The sequence below is a fragment of the Shinella sp. CPCC 101442 genome (genome assembly GCF_024704725.1).
Classification (GTDB): domain Bacteria; phylum Pseudomonadota; class Alphaproteobacteria; order Rhizobiales; family Rhizobiaceae; genus Shinella.
Genome location: NZ_JALIQS010000002.1, coordinates 759052 through 777340 on the forward strand (window position 1 = coordinate 759052; position 18289 = coordinate 777340).

19 protein-coding genes are annotated in these 18289 nt (G+C 63.4%); 12 read left to right on the forward strand and 7 right to left on the reverse strand.

The annotated features are described in order from the left end of the window. Positions 1 to 2: 2 nt before the first annotated feature. From MUO32_RS08905 to coxB, 4 genes are all read right to left on the reverse strand, one after another. Positions 3 to 143, reverse strand: coding sequence for a hypothetical protein (locus MUO32_RS08905; RefSeq protein WP_257947851.1), 141 nt, complete (start codon positions 141 to 143; stop codon positions 3 to 5). Next, complete coding sequence (locus MUO32_RS08910) at positions 143 to 1087, reverse strand: heme o synthase (protein ID WP_257947852.1); 945 nt, start codon at positions 1085 to 1087, stop codon at positions 143 to 145. The genes MUO32_RS08905 and MUO32_RS08910 overlap by 1 nt, the downstream gene beginning before the upstream one ends. Positions 1088 to 1171: 84 nt before the next feature. Next, on the reverse strand, positions 1172 to 2839 hold the full coding sequence (ctaD, locus tag MUO32_RS08915; RefSeq protein ID WP_257947853.1) for a cytochrome c oxidase subunit I: 1668 nt from the start codon (positions 2837 to 2839) through the stop codon (positions 1172 to 1174). Between the two features lie 19 nt (positions 2840 to 2858). Next, positions 2859 to 3743, reverse strand: coding sequence for a cytochrome c oxidase subunit II (gene coxB / locus MUO32_RS08920; protein ID WP_257947854.1), 885 nt, complete (start codon positions 3741 to 3743; stop codon positions 2859 to 2861). Positions 3744 to 4155: 412 nt separating this feature from the next. Here coxB and MUO32_RS08925 point away from each other — a divergent pair, with 412 nt between their 5' ends. From MUO32_RS08925 to tldD, 5 genes are all read left to right on the forward strand, one after another. Then, positions 4156 to 4791, forward strand: a complete 636-nt coding sequence (locus tag MUO32_RS08925; RefSeq protein WP_257947855.1) for a TetR/AcrR family transcriptional regulator — start codon at positions 4156 to 4158, stop codon at positions 4789 to 4791. Further along, the gene (locus tag MUO32_RS08930; protein ID WP_257947856.1) at positions 4788 to 5324 is read left to right on the forward strand and encodes a GFA family protein; all 537 of its coding nucleotides are present in this window, start codon (positions 4788 to 4790) and stop codon (positions 5322 to 5324) included. Before MUO32_RS08925 ends, MUO32_RS08930 begins: the two co-directional genes overlap by 4 nt. After that, positions 5317 to 5616 carry a hypothetical protein gene (locus tag MUO32_RS08935; RefSeq protein WP_257947857.1) on the forward strand — a complete coding sequence of 100 codons (300 nt, stop codon included), beginning with the start codon at positions 5317 to 5319 and terminating at the stop codon, positions 5614 to 5616. Before MUO32_RS08930 ends, MUO32_RS08935 begins: the two co-directional genes overlap by 8 nt. A gap of 146 nt (positions 5617 to 5762) precedes the next feature. After that, positions 5763 to 6293, forward strand: a complete 531-nt coding sequence (locus MUO32_RS08940; protein ID WP_257947858.1) for an invasion associated locus B family protein — start codon at positions 5763 to 5765, stop codon at positions 6291 to 6293. Positions 6294 to 6371: 78 nt separating this feature from the next. Further along, positions 6372 to 7787 carry a metalloprotease TldD gene (tldD, locus tag MUO32_RS08945; RefSeq protein ID WP_257947859.1) on the forward strand — a complete coding sequence of 472 codons (1416 nt, stop codon included), beginning with the start codon at positions 6372 to 6374 and terminating at the stop codon, positions 7785 to 7787. On the opposite strand, the gene MUO32_RS08950 is transcribed toward tldD, so the two are convergent. After that, positions 7784 to 8689, reverse strand: coding sequence for a LysR substrate-binding domain-containing protein (locus tag MUO32_RS08950; RefSeq protein ID WP_257947860.1), 906 nt, complete (start codon positions 8687 to 8689; stop codon positions 7784 to 7786). The two genes, tldD and MUO32_RS08950, sit on opposite strands and share 4 nt — an antisense overlap. Positions 8690 to 8792: 103 nt before the next feature. On the opposite strand from MUO32_RS08950, the gene MUO32_RS08955 reads away from it, so the two are divergent. Together MUO32_RS08955 and MUO32_RS08960 are read left to right on the forward strand one after the other, a co-directional pair. After that, positions 8793 to 9056 (forward strand): hypothetical protein, encoded by a 264-nt coding sequence (locus tag MUO32_RS08955; protein ID WP_257947861.1) that lies wholly within the window; start codon positions 8793 to 8795, stop codon positions 9054 to 9056. Between the two features lie 118 nt (positions 9057 to 9174). Next, a complete protein-coding gene (locus tag MUO32_RS08960) occupies positions 9175 to 10230 on the forward strand; it encodes a polysaccharide deacetylase family protein (protein WP_257947862.1) in 1056 nt (351 codons plus the stop codon). Between the two features lie 10 nt (positions 10231 to 10240). On the opposite strand, the gene pdxH is transcribed toward MUO32_RS08960, so the two are convergent. Beyond that, positions 10241 to 10861, reverse strand: a complete 621-nt coding sequence (pdxH, locus tag MUO32_RS08965) for a pyridoxamine 5'-phosphate oxidase (RefSeq protein ID WP_257947863.1) — start codon at positions 10859 to 10861, stop codon at positions 10241 to 10243. A gap of 59 nt (positions 10862 to 10920) precedes the next feature. Here pdxH and MUO32_RS08970 point away from each other — a divergent pair, with 59 nt between their 5' ends. From MUO32_RS08970 to MUO32_RS08985, 4 genes are all read left to right on the forward strand, one after another. Beyond that, positions 10921 to 11367, forward strand: a complete 447-nt coding sequence (locus tag MUO32_RS08970; RefSeq protein WP_257947864.1) for an RT0821/Lpp0805 family surface protein — start codon at positions 10921 to 10923, stop codon at positions 11365 to 11367. 102 nt (positions 11368 to 11469) lie between these two features. Continuing rightward, positions 11470 to 12537 (forward strand): DnaJ C-terminal domain-containing protein, encoded by a 1068-nt coding sequence (locus MUO32_RS08975; RefSeq protein ID WP_257947865.1) that lies wholly within the window; start codon positions 11470 to 11472, stop codon positions 12535 to 12537. 189 nt (positions 12538 to 12726) lie between these two features. Then, positions 12727 to 13545 carry an enoyl-ACP reductase FabI gene (fabI, locus tag MUO32_RS08980; protein WP_257947866.1) on the forward strand — a complete coding sequence of 273 codons (819 nt, stop codon included), beginning with the start codon at positions 12727 to 12729 and terminating at the stop codon, positions 13543 to 13545. A gap of 23 nt (positions 13546 to 13568) precedes the next feature. Next, positions 13569 to 14156 carry a histidine phosphatase family protein gene (locus tag MUO32_RS08985; RefSeq protein WP_257947867.1) on the forward strand — a complete coding sequence of 196 codons (588 nt, stop codon included), beginning with the start codon at positions 13569 to 13571 and terminating at the stop codon, positions 14154 to 14156. An 18-nt stretch (positions 14157 to 14174) separates the two neighbouring features. Here MUO32_RS08985 and MUO32_RS08990 read toward each other — a convergent pair whose 3' ends face one another. Then, entirely contained in the window at positions 14175 to 14435 is a 261-nt protein-coding gene (locus MUO32_RS08990) for a DUF1344 domain-containing protein (protein ID WP_244760177.1), read from the reverse strand. 297 nt (positions 14436 to 14732) lie between these two features. Here MUO32_RS08990 and MUO32_RS08995 point away from each other — a divergent pair, with 297 nt between their 5' ends. Beyond that, the gene (locus MUO32_RS08995) at positions 14733 to 18287 is read left to right on the forward strand and encodes an EAL domain-containing protein (RefSeq protein ID WP_257947868.1); all 3555 of its coding nucleotides are present in this window, start codon (positions 14733 to 14735) and stop codon (positions 18285 to 18287) included. The last annotated feature ends 2 nt before the right edge of the window (positions 18288 to 18289 follow it).

Genomic DNA, 18289 nt, shown 5'->3' on the forward strand with positions numbered 1-18289 from the left:
CGTCAGCCCACCATTCCGCCGCCGAACTTGATCAGCGTAACGATGTAGAACAGGACGACGAGACCCAGAAGCACCGCGCCCAGCGCGATGTTGCGGCCGCGGCGGGCCTTCTTCTGGCGTTCAGTGAGATTGACGGTTTCCATTAGAGCACCCATCCGAAGGAAGTGATCAGGTGGTCGAACATGAGACCGGAGAAGATCGCGAACAGATAGACGATGGAGAAGGCGAAGAGCTTCTTGGCCGGCACCATCGCAACGTCACCTTCCGGCATGCGCAACACGCCGATGGAGTACCACACGAAGCCGAGGCCGAGCGCTGCGGCAAAGAGACCATATCCGAAGCTCGCAAAACCGAGCCAGGTCGGCACGACGGCGATGAGGGCGGTCAGCACCGCGTAAACGAGGATCTGCACCTTCGTGGTGGCTTCGCCCGAGACGTTCGGCAGCATCGGCACGCCGACGGCCTCGTAGTCGCGCATCTTGAAGAGAGCCAGCGCCCAGAAATGTGCGGGTGTCCACAGGAAGGTGATGAGGAAGAGCACGACGCTCTCGATGGAGACGCCGCCGGTCACGCAGGCCCAGCCGATCATCGGCGGGAAGGCGCCGGCCGCACCACCGATGACGATGTTCTGCGGCGTCGAGCGCTTGAGCCACATCGTGTAGATGACGGCGTAGAAGAAGATGGTGAAGGCGAGCAGGCCGGCCGACAGCCAGTTGACCACAAGGCCGAGGATGCAGACCGAGAAGGCCGAGAGCGTCAGGCCGAAGGCGAGCGCTTCTTCCGGCCGGATGCGGCCCGACGGGATGGGACGCTTGGCGGTGCGGGTCATGACCGCATCGATATCGGCGTCGTACCACATGTTCAGGGCACCGGACGCACCGGCACCCACGGCGATACAGAGGATCGCGATGGCGCCGATGAACGGGTTGATCGTGCCGGGCGCCAGGACGAGGCCGGCAAAGGCCGTGAAGACGACGAGCGACATGACGCGCGGCTTCAGGAGCTCGAAGAAATCACGCGGCGACGCTTCGGAGAGGTAGACCTCGCCGCCGCCCGGACCCGTTTCGTGATGTTCAATGACCGCCATGTTCATTCCGTCGCGTTCGACCGGTTCATCCGGTCTTTGATCGATGAGGCCGCCGTGACCGGCGGCCTCGCATTCAGAGAGATCTTACTTGATCCTCGGGAGCTGTTCCCACTGGTGGAACGGCGGCGGCGAAGACAGCTGCCATTCCAGCGTATTCGCACCTTCACCCCACGGATTGTCACCAGCGACACGCTTCTTGGCGAAGGCTTCGAAGACGCAGAAGAGGAAGATCAGGACGCCGAAGGCCGAGATGTACGAACCGTAGGACGACACCGCGTTCCAGCCGGCGAAGGCATCCGGATAGTCGATGTAGCGGCGCGGCATGCCGGCAAGGCCGAGGAAGTGCTGCGGGAAGAACACGAGGTTCACGCCGACGAACATCACCCAGAAGTGCAGCTTGCCGAGGAACTCCGAATACATGTAGCCGGTCATCTTCGGGAACCAGTAGTACCAGGCCGCGAAGATGGCGAAGACGGCGCCGAGCGACAGAACGTAGTGGAAGTGGGCAACCACGTAGTAGGTGTCGTGCAGGGCACGGTCGAGGCCGGCATTTGCGAGCTGAACGCCCGTGACGCCGCCGACGGTGAACAGGAAGATGAAGCCGATCGCCCAGACCATCGGCGTCGTGAAGCGGATCGAACCACCCCACATCGTCGCGATCCACGAGAAGATCTTGATACCTGTCGGAACCGCGATGACCATCGTGGCGAAGACGAAGTAGCGCTGCGTGTTGAGCGACATGCCGACCGTGTACATGTGGTGCGCCCACACGATGAAGCCGACGGCGCCGATGGCGACCATGGCGTAGGCCATGCCGAGATAGCCGAAGATCGGCTTCTTCGAGAAGGTCGACACGATGTGGCTGACAATGCCGAAACCGGGCAGGATCAGGATGTACACTTCCGGGTGACCGAAGAACCAGAACAGGTGCTGGAAGAGGATCGGGTCACCGCCGTTTTCCGGCGCGAAGAAGGCCGTGCCGAAGTTGCGGTCCGTCAGCAGCATGGTGATGCCGCCTGCCAGAACCGGCAGCGAGAGCAGAAGCAGGAAAGCGGTGATCAGAACCGACCAGGCGAAGAGCGGCATCTTGTGCAGCGTCATGCCCGGAGCGCGCATGTTCAGGATCGTGGTGATGAAGTTGATCGCACCGAGGATCGAGGACGCGCCGGCAATGTGCAGGCCGAGGATCACGAAGTCCATGGCAGGGCCAGGCTGGCCCGCAGTGGAGAATGGCGGATAGATCGTCCAGCCGCCGCCTGCGCCATAACCGCCCGCCGGACCTTCGACGAACATCGAGAGCAGCACGAGCAGGAAGGCCGGGATGATCAGCCAGAACGAGATGTTGTTCATGCGCGGGAACGCCATGTCCGGCGCACCGATCATGATCGGCACCATCCAGTTGGCGAAGCCGCCGATGAGGGCCGGCATGACCATGAAGAAGATCATGATGAGCGCATGCGCCGTCGTGAAGACGTTGAACATGTGCTTGCCGCCGTCGATGGCAGCGTCACCCTCGAAGCCGTAGACCATCGAGGCCAGGCCGTGGAAGATCTGGATGCCCGGCTCCTGCAGTTCCATGCGCATCACCACCGACAGCGTGCCGCCGATGATGCCCGCACAGATCGCGAAGATCAGGTAGAGGGTGCCGATATCCTTGTGGTTGGTCGAAAGGAACCAACGCTGGAAGAAGGTGAGCGGCTTGTGTTCGTGGTGATCGTGGTGATCGCCGTGGGCAGCGGATGTTCCGGCCATGGATCAGACTCCCTAGATATTACTGCGCGGCGTTCTGGGCGACGTCTACGGACTGAGCCGCACCGTCGACAGACGCCATCAGGGCCTTGTTTGCCTCGCCGACATTCGTCGCGGCGGCAGCAAGCCAGGTATCGAACTTCTCCTGCGAAACAACGCGGATGGCGATCGGCATGAACGCGTGGTCCTTGCCGCAGAGCTCGGAACACTGGCCGTAGAACAGACCTTCACGGTCGGCCTTGAACCAGGTTTCGTTGAGGCGGCCCGGAACGGCGTCGATCTTCACGCCGAAGGAGGGCATCGCAAAGGCGTGGATCACGTCGGCAGCGGTGACGAGGAGACGGACATGCTTGCCAACGGGGATGATGACTTCGTTGTCGACGGTCAGGAGGCGCGGATAAACCGACTTGTCTTCCTTGCCGGCCGCGGCGCGGTCGCCATCGGCGAGCAGAAGGCTGTCGAAGGAAACCGGCTTGTCGGCGACCTGGTATTCGTAACCCCAGTACCACTGGAAACCGGTGGCCTTGATCGTCAGTTCCGGCTCTTCCGTCGGTGCGAGCTGCTTGTTGAGGAGCTGGAACGACGGGATAGCGAGAAGCAGGAGAACGATGACCGGACCAAGCGTCCAGACGATTTCGATCGCCGTGTTGTGACTGGTCTTGGAGGGGACCGGGTTCGCGCTTTCGCGGAACTTCACGACGATGATGATGAGCAGGACGAGAACGAACAGCGTGACCGGGACGATGAACCAGAGTGTGTACTGCTCGAACCAGCGAATTTCTTCCATGATCGAGGTGGCGGCGGGCTGAAGGCCCTTCTGCCACGGAAACGGCTGATCAGCGAAAGCGGTCGAAGCAAAGAGCAGACAGCCGATGGCGGCCAGAACTGCAAAAGCTTTGTTTTTCACAACGTATCTCCCCAAGGCGTTTGATTGGGATCAAACAGACGCGCAGAATCCCTGCTATACTGACTGCTTAAAACCACAGTTTCATGCTCGCCGCAACAGCCATGGGCCTGCGCCCGTGCGGCATTTTTGCGCAAAAGCAAAAGCCTTACGCCTATCCCCACAGTTTCCACACAATTCCCTATAGCATGAAAGGTTTGGCCGCCGCGACCCTCTGCCGGCGACGCCTCCCACAAGGGTCGCGACTCACTGGAGGGACGCCAAACCGGCGAGGCGTGCCCCCGGAATTTCCGGCGCCCTCCCCCGCCTTTACCACGAACCCCGCAAGTTCAAGGATCCGCTGCAAATGATCGGCAACTCGCGGCTAGAATCCGGCGCGCCTTGACGCATACCGACCGTATGGTATGTTATTTTCATGCCCAGACCGACCAAACATGCGCCCGAACGGGGCAATGCACGCATCCGGCTCCTCGAAGCCGCCCGTGACATCATCCGCGCCAAAGGATTCGCCGCCACCAGCGTCGACGACCTCTGCAAGGCGGCGGATGTGACGAAGGGCGCCTTCTTCCACCACTTTGCCAGCAAGGAGGCGCTGGGCGTCGCGGCAGCGGATTTCTGGGCGGAAACGACGAGCGCCTTCTTCGAGGCGGCACCCTATCACGGCCCGACGGATCCGCTCGCCCGGTTGCTTGCCTATGTCGCCTTCCGCAAGGCGATCATCCAAGGCGAGATCGCGGAGTTTACCTGCCTCGTCGGCACACTTGCGCAGGAGACCTATGCCAGCGCGCCGGATATTCGCGACGCCTGTGCCCGCAGCATCTTCGGCCACACGGCAACGCTGGAAACCGATATCGAGGCGGCCCGGCAGTCGCGCGGCATCACGGCCGACTGGACCGCGGCGAGCCTTGCCCGCCACACGCAGACCGTCATCCAGGGCGCCTTCGTTCTCGCCAAGGCCGCCAGCGACCCGGCGCTCGCCCGGGAAAGCCTCGACCATCTCGACCGATACATCAGACATTTGTTTCATCCAGCGGAGGAGGATGCAGCATGACGAAAACCAGAATCATCGGATGCACCTGCGGCAAGACGCATTTCGAAGTGGAGGGCGAGCCGTTCCTCGTTTCGGAGTGCCTGTGCAACAGTTGCCGTGCGGCGGCCGCGCGCCTTGAACGCCTGCCCGGCGCGCAATCGATGCTCACGAGCTACCAGGCGACGCCGAGTGCGGAATACCGCAAGGACCGCATAAAGATCCTTTCGGGCGCGGAAAACCTCAGGGAATTTCGCCTGACGGCCGATGCCGGCTCGCGCCGGATCGTCGCGACCTGCTGCAACACGCCGGTCTTCCTGGAGATGAAGGGCGCACACTGGCTGAGCGTCTATCTGCATCTCTGGCCGGCGGAGACGCGGCCAAAGCCGGAACTGCGCACCATGGTCGGCGATCTCCAGGATGCCTCCGGCCTGCCGGCCGACATCCTCAACCTGAAGACCCATCATCTGAAATTCTACGCCAAGCTGCTGGCAGCCTGGATCGCGATGGGTTTTCGCAATCCCAAGATCAATGTGACGGGAGTAATCGATGCCTAGCGAGAAGATTTCCATCGAGAACGTACTGCAGCCCGGCAAGACCTATCGCGCCGACCGCGCCAAGTACGAGGCGATGCGCGAGGCGCTCCTGACCATCCTGCCGGACACGGCGCCGGGGCTTACCGTATCCGATGCCCGCGACGCGCTCCTGCCGCATCTGTCGGAAGAGCTGTTTCCCGGCGGCGACAAGGCCGGTTGGTGGCTGAAGGCCGTTCAGCTCGACCTCGAAGCCAAGGGTATTGTTCGCCGCGCGCCGGGCAGCCCGGTCCGGCTCTATCGCCCCGCGACCTGAGGCAGCCGGTTGACGCCCTATTATAAAGAGCAGCCCCGAGCGTCCAATTTCCGCCTTCAATCAATCGGAAAGGAGCGCTCGGGGCTTTTCATTTCGCTGCCGTCCCTTCAAAGATACCCCGACTGATTCGAGATTCCGAGGTTTTCATGGGTTTTGCTTCCCTTTCCCGGCTGTCCCGGGCGGCATTCGGCCTTGCCGTCTTCTCGCTCGGCGCCATGGCGCTTCCGTCGCTCGCAGCGGCCCAGCAGCCCGGCACCGTGAAATCGAACCATGGCGCCTGGTCCATCGTCTGCGACCAGCCGGCTGGCGCCTCCGGCGAACAATGCGCGCTGATGCAGAACGTGCTGGCCGAAGACCGCCCTGAACTGGGCCTCTCCGTCGTGGTGCTCAAGACCGCCGACCGGAAGGCCAAGATCCTTCGGGTACTGGCGCCGCTGGGCGTGCTGCTGCCGAACGGGCTCGGCCTCAATGTCGACGGCAAGGATATCGGCCGCGCCTATTTCGTGCGCTGCTTTGCCGATGGCTGCTATGCCGAAGTCGTGCTCGAGGACGAATTGCTGAAGACCTTCCGCTCCGGCGCGACGGCCACCTTCATCGTCTTCCAGTCCCCGGAGGAAGGCATCGGCATCCCCGTCGACCTCAAGGGTTTCGGCGAAGGCTATGACGCGCTGCCGTAAGCCTTGTCCCGGCGGGCTTGTCGCCCGCCGCCGGGAGACTTACATGAGCCCGGTCCTTCAATGCTCGCGGAGCCTGCCATGAACACCGACCTCCTCTCCCTTTTCGATGCCGACGAGGCATCCGTGCAGGCGGTGCTCAGGGAAACGTTGAAGAACGCCGACGACGGCGAGCTGTTTCTCGAACATGCGCAGGCAGAATCGCTGTCCTTCGACAACGGCCGCCTCAAGGGCGGCAGCTTCAATACCGACCAGGGTTTTGGCCTGCGCGCGGTTGCCGGCGAAGCCGTGGGGTATGCGCATTCCGGCGAGATGACGCTTTCGGCGCTGAAGCGCGCGGCCGATGCGGCCGGCGCCGTCACGCGCGGCTATTCCGGTGACTACACGACCGCGCCTCAGGGCACCAACCGCCAGCTCTACAGCCCCGACAACCCGATCGGCTCGCCGACCTTCGAGCAGAAGGTGGCCCTGCTTACCGAGATCGACGCCTATCTGCGCGCCAAGGACCCCAAGGTCCGGCAGGTCACCGCTTCCGTCGCCGCGAGCTGGCAGGTCGTCAACATCCTGCGCGCCGACGGCCACCGCGTCACCGATGTCAGGCCGATGACCCGCATCAACATTTCCGTTGTCGTCGGTGAAGGCGACCGGCAGGAGACGGGCAGCTACGGCATCGGCGGGCGCACGACCTTCGATGCGTTCCTGACCGAGGAAAGCTGGCATGCCGGCGCCAATGAGGCGCTGCGCCAGGCTCTGGTCAATCTCGAGGCCGTCGAAGCCCCGGCGGGCACGATGGATGTCGTGCTCTCCAACGGCTGGCCTGGCGTCATGCTGCACGAGGCGGTCGGCCACGGGCTGGAAGGCGATTTCAACCGCAAGAAAACGTCCGCCTTTGCCGGACTGATGGGCGAGCAGGTGGCGGCCAAGGGCGTCACCGTCGTCGATGACGGCACGATCGACAACCGCCGCGGCTCGATCACCGTCGACGACGAGGGCACGCCCTCGGCCTACAATGTGCTGATCGAGGACGGCAAGCTGGTCGGCTACATGCAGGACCGGCAGAATGCCCGGCTGATGGGCATGAAGGCGACCGGTAACGGCCGCCGGCAGGGTTATGCCTATCGCCCCATGCCGCGCATGACGAACACCTACATGCTCTCTGGCGACAAGACGCCGGAAGAGATCATCGCTTCGGTGAAGAACGGCATCTACGCCGTCTCCTTCGGCGGCGGACAGGTCGATATCACCTCCGGCAAATTCGTCTTCGGCTGCACCGAGGCCTATCTCATCGAGAACGGCAAGGTGACGGCGCCGGTCAAGGGCGCCATGCTGATCGGCAACGGTCCGGACGCCATGCGCCGCGTCTCGATGATCGGCAACGACACCAAGCTCGACACCGGCATCGGCAATTGCGGCAAGGCCGGCCAATGGGTGCCCGTGGGCGTCGGCCAGCCGCACCTTCGGATGGACCAGATCACGGTTGGCGGGACAAAGACCTAAGAGCCGTCCTCTCCCCGCACGCCGAGACGCTGCAACAGCCATGACCGGAACGCCTGCGCTTCCGGCGAGAGGCGCTTGAAGCTGCGCGCCACCAGCCAGTAGGCGCCGTGGCGGATCGAAAGGTCGAAGGGCTGGATAAGGCGGCCGGCGGCGATATCCTCGGCCGCGAGGAAACGGTCGACCAGCGCCACGCCATGGCCGCGCAGCACCGCCTGCAGCACCAGATTCCCCTCCGCGAAGATTTGCGCCCGGCCGAGCGGAGCGTCCGGCAGGCCGGCGGCGGCAAACCAGCGCTCCCAGACGCTGCGGTTTTCCTCGTGCAGCAATGTATGGGCGAAGAGGTCGGCAGGCGTGGAAAGTGCCGGACCATTCGCCAGCAGGCCCGGCGCGATGACCGCCACCATGTCCACATCCGTCAGATGATCCACATCCGTGCGCGGCCAGGCCTTGGCGTCCATGCCGTGGCGGATGGCGATTTCGGCTTCGTGCGTACGAAACTCGATGAGCCGCATGTCGGAATCGACCGTCACATCGACGTCGGGATGGCCGGTGCGGAAATCATCGAGATGCGAGACCAGCCAGCAGGCGGCAAAGGACGGCTCCACGCTGATTTCCAGGAGACCGCCGCCGCGCCGGCCGCGAATGTCAGACAGGCTCGCATCCATCGTATCGAAGGCGCGCGAGAGCACGCCGAGCAGCGCGTGGCCAGACGGCGTGAGGCGTACGGCGCGGTGGCGGCGCTCGAAAAGCGGCTTGCCGAGCTCGGCCTCCAGCTCCTTCACCTGCCGGCTGACGGCGGCCTGCGAGACCGCAAGCTCATCGGCCGCCAGCGTGAAGCTGCCAAGCCGCCCCGCCGCCTCGAAACTCCTCAATGCCGTCAAAGGCAGTCGACCGCGTTTCATCGCATAACCTCAAGTCATCTGAAATCGACGATAAACTCGTTTGAGCCGACGAGGCAAGCGGGCGGATAATCCGTGCAGTTATCATATGCATGGAGGAGATGACATGTTCATCCCGATCATCACCGTCTTCACCGACGTCGTCCGCCTCATGACCTTCCAGCCGCCGGCCGCGAAAAATGAGCGGTTCCGGCGCCCTTGCGCCGAGGCTGACCTTGCGCCGGCGGAGACGCCCTGTGGCGCGCCTGCCGTCAGGCAACCGGTGCCCCTTGCCGCATCGACAAGGGAGCGGCGCGCCGATCCGCAGGATAGACCTTGTTCCGGGCCCGGCCCTCAGCCGAGCTTTGAAAAGCTCCTGGCGAGCGGGTGAAACCGCTTCGGTTCCGGTGTGGTTCACCAGCAAAAGATGGGGGTAGCCGGCGACGTTAACGCCTCGGATACCACGCAAGCCCCATAAAGGCGGCTGGTTCAACCATCAGGAGGCGGGAATGCCGATCCGTAGCGTCATGCGACAGGGGCTGAAGCGCGCCGTCATCACCGGCGGGCTCGAAGTCGCGCATCTGGCGGAGCGCGCCGGCCTGATGGCGTCTGCGCGCGGCATGGGGGCGATCTTCACCCTGCACCATGTGCGGCCGAAGACGCCACAGGTCTTCGATCCGAATGCCCACCTTGAGATCACGCCGGAATTCCTCGATGCCGCAATCGGGCACCTGACGGAAGAAGGCTATCAGTTCGTGTCGCTTGCCGACATGCCGGCACGCCTCGCCATCGCGCGGCCCGGGGAGCGGTTTGCCGCCTTCACGCTCGACGACGGCTACCGCAACAACGCCGTGCATGCGCAACCGGTGTTCACGCGCCACAAGGTGCCGTTCACCGTGTTCGTGGCACCCGGCTTCGCCTGCAAGACGCACGGTATCTGGTGGGAAACGCTGACCGAGCTTTTGCGCGCAGCCCCCCATCTCGATTTCGATTTCGGCTCCGGCACCGTCACTATGCCGCTCGCGACGCCCTTCCAGAAACAGGCGGCCTATGAGCGTTTCGCCTCTTTCATTCGTTTGCACGCCGAGGAGACCGCGGCCATTGAAAGGCTCGATGCGGTTGCCCGCGCCCACAACATCGATCCGTTGATGATCACCGAACGGCTGGTCATGCGCGAGCCGGAACTGAAGAGCCTCGTGCTCAATCCCCTCGCGACAATCGGCGCGCACACGGTGAGCCACCGCGCTCTGGCACGCCTTTCCGACGAGGAAGCACGGCGCGAGATGGATGAATCGGCCGAGCGCATCGCCGCGATTACCGGGCGCCGGCCGGATACGTTCGCCTATCCCTATGGTGACCGCGCCGCCGTCTCGTCGCGCGAGCACCAGTTCGCCAGGGACCTCGGCTTCCGCGTCGCCGTCAGGACGGAGCCCGGCACGCTTTCGTCGCGCTCCTTCGACGCGCCGACGGCGCTCCCCCGCATCTCGCTGAACGGGCTGTATCAAAAGCCGAAATATGTCGGCGCGCTCGCCTCGGGCATCCCCTTCCGGCTGATGCGGAGCTAGGCCGACCCGCTCACGGATACATCCTGACCTTCGTCCAGCCCTTGCCATCCTCCACGCGGCGGAATTCCACGCGGTCGTGCAGGCGGAAGGGACGGTCGTGCCAGAATTCGATCGAGACTGGCTTCAGGCGGAAGCCGGACCAGTGGGGCGGGCGGGGGATTTCGCCGATCGCGTAGCGGGCGGTGTATTCGGCGACGGCCTTTTCCAGCGCGAAGCGGCTTTCGAGCGGTCGGGATTGCTTGGAGGCCCAGGCGCCGATGCGGCTGCCGCGCGGGCGCGAGGCGTAATATTCGTCGGCCTCGGCGTCGCTGACGACCTCGACCTCGCCTCGGATGCGGATCTGGCGGCGAAGCGACTTCCAGTGGAAGCACATGGCGGCCTTGCCGGCGGAGAGGACTTCCTGGCCCTTGCGGCTTTCGAAATTCGTGTAGAACACGAAGCCGCGCTCGTCGAAACCCTTCAACAGAACCATGCGAACGTTGGGCAGGCCCGTCTCGTCGACGGTGGCGAGCGCCAGCGCGTTGGCATCGTTCGGCTCGCTCTTGCCAGCGTCCGAAAGCCAGCTTCCGAACAGGGCATAGGGTTCGTTTTCCTCGGTGAAGTCACCGCTTGTTAACGCATTTTCGCTCATATTCGATTCAATGCCGATCTTCTTTTGGCCGATCTTTTTGACTGCATGAGGCAGGTGGAGTGAACGTCATAGCAAAGTCGCGACCGGAGACAAAGCCATACTGGGCGCGCTGCATCGCAGTCGTCGCGGTAACGACTTCGGCTGCACTCCTGTCGAGCTGCATGAGCGGTCTCGATCTTTTCGAAGACAGCAAGGTCGACAGCACCATCCGCACCAGCACCGTTGCCAATGGCGAGCGTCTTTCCGACGAAACAACCGTGCGCAATGCCGTCTCCTCCGCCGATCTCGTACAGTCCGCCGGCCAACCCATTCCCTGGGCGAATTCCGCCTCGGGAAGTGCCGGCGTCATCAGTACGATTGCCGAAAACCGTGACGGTGCCGGCCGCACTTGCCGGGATTTCGTGACGACGAAACACTCCTACCAGGGCATCGCCAACTATTCCGGCCGCACGTGCCTTGGCAATTCCGGCGAATGGCTGCTCCTGGCCTTCGACCTTCAAGGTTGAGCCCGACCATCCTCATCTTAGCAATCTGTAAACCCTAACGCGTAACCGGCGGTTAGAAACTCGCCCGCTACCATGAGCGGTAAAACGAAACGGGTGGTAGTTATGCGTGATCCCTATTCGGTTCTCGGCGTGAAGCGGAATGCCGGCCAGGACGAAATCAAGGCGGCGTGGCGTTCGGTGGCGAAAGCCGTGCATCCCGACCAGAACCATGACGACCCGAACGCGACCGTGCGCTTCACCGAAGCCGGCCGCGCTTACGATCTTTTGCGCGATCCCGACAAGCGCAGCCGCTACGACCGCCAGCAGCGCGAGGCGGAGCTTCGCCGCATGGAACAGATGCGCCAGCAGCAGGCCGAGCGCAAAGCGAGAACCGAAAGCCCCCGTCAATCGGAGGGTCCGCGCGTATCCGGCGAGGGCGCGGAAGACATGATCGCCCGCATCTTCGGCGTCGATTCGCGTGGCCAGCAGGCCGAGGCGAAGCCGCAGGCCCGTACCCAGGCTCAGGCTCAAACACAGGCATCCGCCGCCGCTCCCGCCCCGGATACCCGCAAGGTTGCGGCCGAACCGGCCGCCGAAGAGGCGCCGCCCACCCGCGCCGCGGCTCCGGCTACCGCCATCATCTCCGCCATCATCCGCCGCATCCGCGGCACACGCGCCACGGTCGAGAAGGCGCCGGATCTCGTCGCCGACGTTACCGTCAGCGTGGAGGACATCCTCAATCGCGTGCGCCCGACCATCGAGACGCCGGAGGGACAAACCATCCGCGTGCCCGTCGGTGCGGGCACGACCGATGGCCAGGTGATCCGTCTCAAGGAGGCCGGCCATCGCATCGAAAACCTGCGGCGCGGCGATGCCGTCGTCACCGTGCGTGTGGCGCCCGGCCGCTTCCGCGTCGATGGCTTCGATCTGAAGGTCGATCTGCCCATCACGATCGAGAATGCTGTCCTCGGCTGCGAGACGACCATCGAGGGGCCGAGCGGTCCCCTCTCCGTCACGGTTCCGGCGTGGTCCGGATCCGACCAGACGATCCGGATCCCGGACGAGGGCCTCATCAAGGACAACGGCGAGCGTGGCGACCTCATCGCCGAAATCCGTCTGCTCCTTTGGGAAAAGCCGGATGCCAAGATGATCGACCTCATGCGGTCGTTGCGCGAAGGCCTCTACCTTTAATCGATTTATGAACTTTCAGTGAAAGATGCACCCATTGTTACGGATGCTAACAGTTCCTGAACTGGCGCGCGCTTGAACCGCATTGCCGCCTATGCCATAGGCAACTTCGACTTATTTCAAGCAACTCGAAGCACGCAAGGCCTTTTCGCGTCTTTGCGGGGGTTGCTCTAGATTTCAGAGGGGCAAACCATGGTTCAGGCATCTGGTCTGATGAAGGGCAAGCGCGGCGTCATCATGGGCGTCGCCAACAACCGTTCCATCGCCTGGGGCATCGCCAAGGCTATCCACGCACAGGGCGGCGAGATCGCCCTCACCTATCAGGGCGATGCGCTGAAGAAGCGCGTCGAGCCGCTGGCGGCCGAAATCGGCGCGGTGCTGGCCGGCGACTGCGACGTTTCCGACGAGGCATCGATCGATGCCGTCTTCGACAATATCGAGAAGACCTGGGGCAAGATCGACTTCCTCGTGCACGCCATCGGCTTTTCCGACAAGGACGAACTGACCGGCCGCTACGTCGACACGACGCCGGGCAACTTCGCCAAGACGATGCAGATCTCGGTCTATTCCTTCACCTCGGTCGCCCGTCGTGCGGAAAAGCTGATGACCGACGGCGGCTCCATGCTGACGCTGACCTATTACGGCGCGGAAAAGGTCATGCCGAACTACAACGTCATGGGCGTGGCCAAGGCCGCCCTCGAAGCGAGCGTAAAATACCTCGCCGTCGATCTGGGCCCGAAGAACATTCGCGTCAACGCCATCTCGGCCGGCCCGATCAAGACGCTGGCCGCCTCCGGCATCGGCGACTTCCGCTACATTCTCAAGTGGAACGAGTACAACGCGCCGCTGCGCCGGACGGTCACCATCGAGGAAGTGGGCGATGTCGGCCTCTACATGCTGTCGGACCTGTCGCGCTCGGTGACCGGCGAGACGCATCACGCCGACAGCGGCTACCACGTCGTCGGCATGAAGGCCGTCGACGCGCCCGACATCTCCGTCATCAAGGACTGACGCTTCTTCCGGAGCCCCGCATCTTGCTTATCTACATGATCCGCCACGGCCAGACCGCGTGGAATGCAGAGGGCAGACTGCAGGGCCAGAAGGATATCCCGCTCAACGATACCGGCCGCGCACAGGCGGCCGGAAACGGCCATGCCCTCAAGGCGCTTCTAGGCGAGGCTGTGTCCGATTTCGATTTCGTGGCGAGCCCGCTGGGGCGAACGCGCGAGACGATGGAGATCCTGCGCCGCGCCATCGGCCTTCCTCCCCTCGCCTACCGCACCGACAAGCGCCTCGTCGAAGTCTCCTTCGGCGACTGGGAAGGTCATACGCTCGAGGAACTGGCGGCGATGACGCCGGATCGGGTTGACGAGCGCCGGCGCTCGAAATGGAATTTCATCCCGCCGGGCGAAACGGCCGAAAGCTATGAAATCCTCTGCTGGCGCATCGGCTCGTTTCTCGCCGAGATCAGCCGGCCGACCGTCTGCGTCAGCCATGGCGGCGTTTTCCGCGCGGCGTTCCGCCTCAACGGCATGGCCGAGGAGGAAGCGGCCAACACACCCGTTTTCCAGGACCGTGTGCTGCGGCTGGATGGAACGGGCATGCACTGGCTCCGCGGATAAATCCGCCGCTGCCGCGTGTTACTGGATGATCTCGAGATCGTTGATGACGCGCTTGCCATCGATTTCGGTGTAGAACACCAGCACCTTCACACCCGGCTCAAGGCCTTCGAAGTTGAACTCTTCCGGCGCCTGGTACTTCTTGCCGTCGTCGAGCGACAGGGAGAGGTTCCCCGTGTCCACGCCGGTGATCGTGGCTTCCACGTCGGCGCTTTCGGCCGATGCGACGAGTGGCGAAAGGAAGACGGCCATAGCCATCAATGCTGCGATCAACAACCGCATCGTACGAACCCCTGGAAATGAATCAGTCTTTTTGCTGGTCACGTCAGATGCCCCCCAAATATGGCGAAATTCGCCCCGCCGCGCGCAATGCCAAAATGGATGGCGGGAAAGACCATATGAATCAAGGCGGGCTGCCGCGTCATCCCCGGAATTGTCGGACAAATGACGTCCTGCGCCCCTGTTCCAAAGTGGGAAAACGCAGCGGTAAACCGGCATAAGTACAAGTATTTCAGTTGCTTATAAATGCAATTTTAAGGACCCACCCGTACCGTTTTGGGATCATCGGGGAATGTTTTCTTGCCTTTGCATGCCGCTCTTCGCCAACATCTGGCGTCCATCGCAGAATGGGCGCGGCCTTCGCTCGTACCGGCAGCGATCGCAGGTGTCGTCATCCTCGCGGCGGGCATCTTCTACGAGCGGCAGAACGAGCGCATCTACCACAACGAACTCCAGGCCCATGTTTCGGGTGACCTGGCGCTGGTCGGCGCGCGGTTGCAGAGCGAGGTCAACAGCAATGTGTCGGCGCTGCGCAGCGTAGCCAACATGTTCGCCGTCGCCCCACAGCAGGCGTCGCTTCAGTTCAATGTCTTCGCCCGCAAACTGATCCTGCAGAACAGTCATTTCCGTCGTGTCGGCGTAGCCCCGAACGGCGTCGTCTCGCTGGCGTTCCCGCTCGACGGCAATCAGCGTTACCTCGGCACTGACTTCCACCGCTTCCCTTCCTTCCGCCGGGCCGCCCAGACGGACCGCTCGCGCGGACGCCCGCTGATGTTCGGCCCGGTCGAATTCGCCAAGGGTGGTCCTGGCTTCCACCTCTTCATGCCCGTTTTCACCACTATCGACGCACGGCACCATTTCTGGGGCTACATCGACGGAGTGGTCGATGCGCGCAAGCTCTTCAGCGATGCCGGCCTCATCGGCCCCGACATGCATGCCCGCGGGGACATGCGCCAGCACGAGGCGGACATCGATCTCGCCATCCGCGACGTCAGCGTGCCCGACAATGTCGTCGACCCGTTCTTCGGCGATGCCGAAATCTTCGAGAACGATCCGGTCGTGCAGGTTCTTGATTTTCCCGGAGGGCGCTGGGAGCTTGCGGCGGTTCCGAAGAAGGGCTGGCATCATCCGCCGGAAAACCTGACGCAGATCCGGATGTTCATGCTCGCCGCGGCCCTTGTCGTCATCGTGCCCATCCTCCTGACGGGCAGCCTCGTCAGCGAGCGCCAGCGCAACATCGCGCGTCTGAGAGCGCGCGAACGGCAGGTCCAGTCGCTCTCGCAGCGCCTCGATATCGCGCTCGACGCCTCGAAGATCGGCATCTGGGAGGTGGAACTTGCAACCGGCGCGCGCAACTGGGATGCACAGATGCACAGGCTGCACGGTTTCCCGGAAAACCAGACCCCGCACGATGCCGAATGGCGGGACGCCCTCCATCCCGATGACGTTCCGACCGCCAAAGCCGAGATGGACCTCATCCGTGCCGGCGGCAACGATTACAAGTCGCAATACCGCATCCGCATGCCTGATGGCGGATGGCGCTACATCCGCAATGTCGGCTCGCGCCTCATCGGCCCGAACGGCGAGGAAAAGCTCACCGGCATCAGCTGGGACGTCACCGAGGACGTGCTGCTCAACGAGGCGCTGAAGACCGCAAAGGAGCATGCGGAAGTCCAGAACGCCGAGCTTGCCAAACTCACCCGCCGTCTCGATCTGGCGCTCGACGCCTATCAATGCGGCCTTTGGGAGGCCGACCTCGAGGACGGGCTGACGCTGTGGGATGAGCGCATGCACCAGCTCTACGGCGTGAAGAACACCGGCAAGCGCATCAACCACGAGACCTGGCGCAACGCCATCCACCCAGACGACCGCGAAGAAGCCCAGCGCAAGGCCGATGTAACCATCGAGGAAGGCGTACCCTACATGCGCACGTCCCGCGTCGTCCACCCCGACGGCGCGGTCCGTCACGTCCAGTCGGTCGGCAAGCTGCATGTCGAGCAGGACGGCCGGCGCAAGCTCGTCGGCCTCGCCTTCGACGTCACCGAGGACGTGCTGATCACGGCGCGCCTCAAGGAGGCGAAGGAACGTTCCGATCTGCAGAATTCCGAACTCGAACAGACGACCCGCCGCCTCGACCTTGCGCTCGATTCCTACCAGTGTGGCCTCTGGGAAGCCGATCTCGACCGCGACCGGACCTTCTGGGACCCGCGCATGCATCAGCTCTACGGGCTGACCTTCACGAACGGCCTGGTGACGCGCGAGAACTGGCTTTCAGCCATTCACCCCGATGACCGCGACGCGATCGTCGAGAATGTCGGCCGCTGCATCCAGCAGGGCCTGCCCTATGTGCACGAGGCCCGCGTGATGCTGGCGGACGGCGAAATCCGCCATGTACGCTCCGTCGGCAAGATCCATCATGGCCATGGCGGCGCGCGCAAGCTGGTCGGCCTCGCCTTCGACGTGACCGAGGACGTGATCCTCAAGGAAAGGCTCAAGGCGGCGAAGGAACAGGCGGACGCCAAGAATATCGAGCTGGAACAGGCGAAGGACCGCATCGAGCACAATGCGCTGCACGACCCGCTGACGGGGCTTGGCAACCGCCGCATGCTCGACGACGAGCTGACCGGCATCGCCGAACTCAGCCAAACGACGGACGTGCGCATCGCGATCCTCCATATCGACCTCGACCGTTTCAAGCAGATCAACGATACGCTCGGCCACGCCGCCGGCGACGCACTGCTCGTGCATGCCTCCGAAGTGCTGCGTGCCTCGACCCGCAAGGGCGATCTCGTGGCGCGTATCGGCGGCGACGAATTCGTGGTGGTCGTGACCGACACCATCGACCCTTCCTATCTCAGCACGCTGGCGCGGCGCATCATCACGCTGATGCAGCAGCCGGTCGAATATGAGGGGCATCTGTGCCGTTTCGGCGTCAGCATCGGCGTGGCACTTGCCGAAGGGCATTCGATCAATACGGCCAAGCTGCTGGTCAATGCCGACATCGCGCTCTACCGCGCCAAGGCGATGGGCCGCAATCGCCACGAGTTCTTCACCGAGGTGCTGCAGGCGGAGATCATCTCGAACAAGCGCATCGCCGACGATATCCTGGCCGGCATCGAAAACGACGAATTCGTGCCCTACTACCAGCCGCAGATCGAGGCCGGAACGCTGAAACTCGCCGGTGCCGAAGCCTTGATCCGCTGGAACCACCCCCGCGACGGGCTGCTGACGCCTGACCGCTTCCTCAAGATCGCCGAAGACCTCAACGTCATGGCGACGCTCGACCGCATCGTGCTGGAAAAGGCGCTGCTCGACTGCGCGCGCTGGGCCGCGCGGGGCCTGGTCATGCCGAAGATTTCGGTCAACGTGTCGGCGCGACGCCTGCGCGACGAAGGCCTGATCGACAGCCTCACGGGCCTCTCCATCCAGCCCGGCCAGATTTCCTTCGAACTGGTGGAATCGATCTTCCTCGACGAGAGCGACGACGTGGTGCTTTCCAACCTGGAGCGCATCAAGGCGCTCGGCATCGACATCGAGATCGACGATTTCGGAACCGGCCATACCTCCATCGTCAGCCTGCTGAAGTTGAAGCCCAAGCGCCTGAAGATCGACCGCCAGCTCGTCGCCCCCATCCTCAAGTCGCACAACGAGCAGGCGCTGGTGCGCTCGATCATCGAGATCGGCCGCTCGCTCAACATCGAGATCGTGGCCGAAGGCGTCGAGACCATGGACCATGCCGAAATGCTCGGCCTGCTCGGTTGCGACCTCCTGCAGGGCTACGCCTTCGCCAAGCCGCTCTCGCGCGACGACTTTCTGGCGTTTGGCCGCGAAATGCGCTGGAAGCTGGCTTCCTGATC